General features: G+C 39.2%; 5 protein-coding genes. 4 read left to right on the top strand and 1 reads right to left on the bottom strand.

Annotated features, from left to right (window positions below; translation table 11 throughout):
* Window positions 1–383: DUF4159 domain-containing protein (locus ASU31_RS26880; RefSeq protein WP_157258352.1), on the bottom strand; the 383-nt coding region annotated here is incomplete at its 3' end.
* Between the two features lie 103 nt (window positions 384–486).
* Between ASU31_RS26880 and ASU31_RS26885 the strand changes: the two genes are divergently transcribed.
* From ASU31_RS26885 to ASU31_RS26900, 4 genes are all read left to right on the top strand, one after another.
* Window positions 487–1,533 carry an AAA family ATPase gene (locus tag ASU31_RS26885; protein ID WP_083505564.1) on the top strand — a complete coding sequence of 349 codons (1,047 nt, stop codon included), beginning with the start codon at window positions 487–489 and terminating at the stop codon, window positions 1,531–1,533.
* Complete coding sequence (locus ASU31_RS26890) at window positions 1,533–2,420, top strand: DUF58 domain-containing protein (RefSeq protein ID WP_057935318.1); 888 nt, start codon at window positions 1,533–1,535, stop codon at window positions 2,418–2,420. Before ASU31_RS26885 ends, ASU31_RS26890 begins: the two co-directional genes overlap by 1 nt.
* A gap of 3 nt (window positions 2,421–2,423) precedes the next feature.
* Window positions 2,424–3,791: a BatA domain-containing protein gene (locus ASU31_RS26895; protein ID WP_057935319.1), complete on the top strand. Its 1,368-nt coding sequence runs from the start codon at window positions 2,424–2,426 to the stop codon at window positions 3,789–3,791.
* Window positions 3,778–4,434 (top strand): hypothetical protein (locus ASU31_RS26900; protein ID WP_157258355.1); only part of this gene is annotated, 657 nt, incomplete at its 3' end. The genes ASU31_RS26895 and ASU31_RS26900, both read left to right, overlap by 14 nt.

The following is a 4,434-nucleotide window of genomic DNA, read 5'->3' on the forward strand; positions in this document are numbered from 1 at the left end:
TAAATACCATGGTTGTTAGGGATTTTCTTCAAAGCCTGTGGGCCAAATAAATTGCTCATCTGCGTTTCGAATGAACGGGCAAATAAACCATCAATATCATGGTTGCAATCATCTACAAAAACGAAACCTCCGTTATGTACATAGGTTTTAAAATTTACGGCTTCTTGCTGACTAAATTGAACCAGTTTATGCCCGCTTAAATAACAGAAAGGATATTTAAATAAATCGCGGCTGCTCAGTTCTACAATTTTCTCTTCTTCATCTAAGGGGATGGTGGTATACTCCAGCAGAGAATTTAACAGATTAGATGGCATGCGCTGATCGGTATCCCAATCGCCCGAATTATATTTTAACCTCGCAAATGTAAATTTAGCTCTTTGCATCACCCTAAAATTACCTTCATTTTTTATTAATCCATCTTTTTACCCTAATTATCGTGTAAATTTTTTGATATTCTTTCCATTAGGCTAAAAACTATCTACCAATATGCCCTATATTGAAGCACAATATCGTTATACTAAAAAATCAACCGTTTTGGAGCGTTCAGAAAGCAACCTAAAAATATTGATCGATAAGATCTCCCTTTTAAAAAGCGAAATACAAAAAGTAATTGTGGGTCAGGATGTGATCATTGAAGAAATGCTGATCGCTTTAATGGCTGGCGGACATTGTTTACTGGAAGGTGTACCGGGTTTGGCAAAAACTTTAATGGTAAGGACAATGTCGCAGGCTTTAGATCTTTCCTTTAGAAGAATCCAGTTTACGCCTGATTTAATGCCTACCGATATTGTTGGTACCGAGATATTGGAAGAAGACCATGTAACGGGAAAACGTTTTTTTAAATTTAACAAAGGCCCTTTGTTTGCCAACATTATCCTGGCCGATGAGGTAAACAGAACGCCACCAAAAACCCAATCGGCACTATTAGAGGCCATGCAGGAATTTGAAGTAACTTACGGTGGACAAACCTACCCTTTAGATCGGCCGTTTTTTATTCTGGCTACGCAAAACCCAATTGAACAGGCCGGAACCTACCCTCTGCCAGAGGCACAATTAGACCGTTTTCTTTTGTACATCAAAATCGGTTACCCAACGGCAGCCGAAGAAACTCAGATTTTAAGCAGCACCACCGGAAGTAAAAAAGCGGTGATCAACCCGATTATCGGTGCAGAAGAAATCAAAGAACTTCAGTCCATTACACGCGAAGTAAGCATCAGCGATGATTTAATTACTTATGTAAGCGAAATCATCCGCGCCACCCGACCTGATACCACCACTGTAAATTTTGTAAAAGAATGGGTACGTTGGGGCGCTGGCCCGCGGGCAGGACAAGCCTTAATATTAACAGCGAAAGCAAGAGCTTTATTTAAAGGCAGGTACGCTGTAATTATGGAAGATTTACAAGCCATGGCTTATCCTGTACTTCGCCACAGGGTATTGATGAATTTTAAGGCAGAAGCCGAAAATGTTTCGTCGGATAAAGTTACCGATGAACTGATCAAAGCCATTTCGAAACCAAAAGCCAATATTTAATGAGTAAACTGCTCGATCCAAAAGTATTGATGGCCATTAAAGACCTTTCATTATCGGCTAAAATGACGATTGATGGTTTTATGAACGGCATTAATAAAAGTACCGTAAAGGGACCGGGATTGGAGTTTAGTCAATACAGAAGTTATCAACCCGGTGACGACTTACGGTCACTCGACTGGAAAATGTTTGCCCGCTCCGACCGTTATTATATCCGCGAATCGGAGGTGGAAACAAATATTGCCGTGCGCATATTAATAGATGCCAGTGCCTCGATGAACCATAGTGATGGCGATTTTACCAAAATTGACTATGCAAAATATCTTGGTGCATCTTTAGCTTACCTCGCCAATTTACAGGGCGATGCCATTGGTTTATATGTGCTGAAAAATTCTGGGATTTTTTCCATGAGCCCAAAACAGGATTATCAGCACCTGGCCAGGTTATTTTACCAGTTGGAGCAGATTAATCCTGATGGAAAATTTACCAAACCCATTCATTATAAAGAACTATTTGCAGGTGCCCAAAAACGCGAACTATTAATTTTTGTTACCGATCTTTATCAAACAGATGATGAAATCATCAAGTTATTGGATACGTTGAATACTTTAAGGCACGAGATCGTGGTTTTTCATGTATTATCAAGAAACGAGCTGGATCTTGATTTTAAAGGTTATAGCACGTTCGAAGACCTGGAAACAGGAGAAACCATTCAGATTGATCAAACCAAAGCGAGGGCCAATTATAAAAACAAGCTTAATGCTTACCTGGAAGAAACCAGGATAAAACTGCTTGATAGAAGGATTTTTTACAGAACCATTTGTACCGATGAACCTTTAGACCAGGCTTTGAGGGATTTTTTAAAACAGAGAAGTAAACTTAGAATTTAAACGGTGCAATTTTTATATCCCATAGGTTTACTGGCGCTTGCAGGCTTAATTATCCCGCTCATTATCCATTTGTGGAATGTTAAACAGGGCAAAACGGTTAAGATTGGCAGCATTGCCCTGCTAGGCGAAAGCTCAAGGGCAAGTTCGAAAAGCTTTAAAATTAACGATTGGCTTTTATTGGTTTTACGCTGTTTGCTTTTGGTGCTGCTGGCATTTCTGCTGGCACAACCTTATCTTAAAAAATTAATCTCGGGCAAAAATAAAGCCGGATGGATTTTGGTTGATAAAGCAATACTTCCACAGGTTTTTAAAACGCATAATAAAACAATAGATTCATTAATAAAACAGGGTTACGAAATCCACGATTTTAATGTGGGGTTTAAACCACTAACCTTAAAAGATACCGCTCTCAATGAAACAAAGCAGGTTAATACTTTAAGTTATACAGCTCTACTGAGTGCAGCTAATCAATTTATTCCACCGGGAGCTGAAGTTTATTTTTTTGCCGATCGACGCTTAAACCGTTTTGGTAACGATCTGCCGGCTTTTAGCTATAAACTGAAGTACATTCCGCTAAATCAAACCGATACGCTTAGCAGCTGGATTGCCCGATATGCAGGAAAGAAATATGAAGCAAAATCAAACCCTTCAAGCACCACTTATCAGGCTTTAAATTCGGCAGACGAATTGCCGATAAACATCGCCATACACGAAACTTCGGGAATTGCAGATGGCAAATATGTCATTGCTGCCTTAAAAGCCATCAGCAGTTTTACCAACCGAAAAATCATTATCAATCCACCGATAGGGAAAGCTGATATTGGTTTTTGGTTATCAGATGATGCGGTTTCCGCAAGCTTTAAATCTTCCATTGCACCTAACGGAACCTTATTTCAGTATGAAAAAGGAAAGCTAATTGACACACCATCATTTATCAATATTGATGGCCATCATATTAAATTGAGTAAAAGATTTGCCTCAACCAGTCAGGCCGAAAAAATATGGAGCGATGCTTTTGGAAATGCAATATTGACAAATGACAAGGCTGATGCCTTACATATCTTTCACTTTTACAGCCGTTTTAACCCGCAATGGAACGAACTGGTTTGGGATGGCTTATTTGTAAAAGCATTGATGCCGATTGTGATCAGCGCGGAAAATTCAACAGACTTTGGTTTTGAAGACAACCCTGCCGATCAGCGGAGATTATCAGTTCAGCAAAAAGAAGTTACCGAGATTACTAAAACACAAGCCACAAAAACCACGCAAAACGAGTCGCTTGGAATTACAATCTGGATAGCAGCTTTATTGATTTTTACCACCGAACGTATTTTATCATTCAGAAAAAAAACTAATTATGTTAAAAGCTGAAGGACAAAATTGGATCAGTAACCTAAGGAAAAAGTGGGTTAGCTTTTATCTGATCAGCACCGTTGCAATCGCTTTGTCCATCGCTTTGGTGTTATCGGCTATTGGCGTTTACCTACTGCATTTTTCTCCATGGCTTTTTGCAGTTATTTTTCCTGTTATTCTGGGCATCTTCTTATTCATAAAACCCATTTGGAAAACCACCGATCAGGATGTTTCGCGTTTTGTAAACAACCAATATCCCGAACTGGAAGAAAGTGCCGATCTCCTGCTGCAAAATCAAGCTGAATTGTCAATGCTACAACAATTGCAAATCAGCAAAATCGAAAATATAATTCCCAACCTATCGCAGCCAAAAGAACCTGTGAAGAAATTATATTCTGGCTTGATTATCCTTCTTGTAGGATTGCTCATCAGCATTGGTATTAGCCAAATCTCTTTGCATAAAAATGAACCTTTAAATTTTCACGAAAAGGCAAGCCAAATTCCGGCAATCAAAGAAAATATTCCGGCAGAAATTTCCGATTTCAGTGCTACCATCATTCCGCCTGCTTACACTCAAAAAGCTGAGCGTAAACAAAAACAGTTTACAATTGCTGCCGAAACAGGTGCCAAAATAAACTGGAAAATCGAAACGAACATTGGT

Source organism: Pedobacter ginsenosidimutans, assembly GCF_001442625.1.
Taxonomy (GTDB): Bacteria; Bacteroidota; Bacteroidia; order Sphingobacteriales; family Sphingobacteriaceae; genus Pedobacter; species Pedobacter ginsenosidimutans.

Bases quoted from the DNA above. Each gene is read 5' to 3' on its own strand.
- ASU31_RS26885 (WP_083505564.1), top strand. From the start codon at position 487: ATGCCCTATATTGAAGCACAATATCGTTATACTAAAAAATCAACCGTT.
- ASU31_RS26890 (WP_057935318.1), top strand. From the start codon at position 1,533: ATGAGTAAACTGCTCGATCCAAAAGTATTGATGGCCATTAAAGACCTT.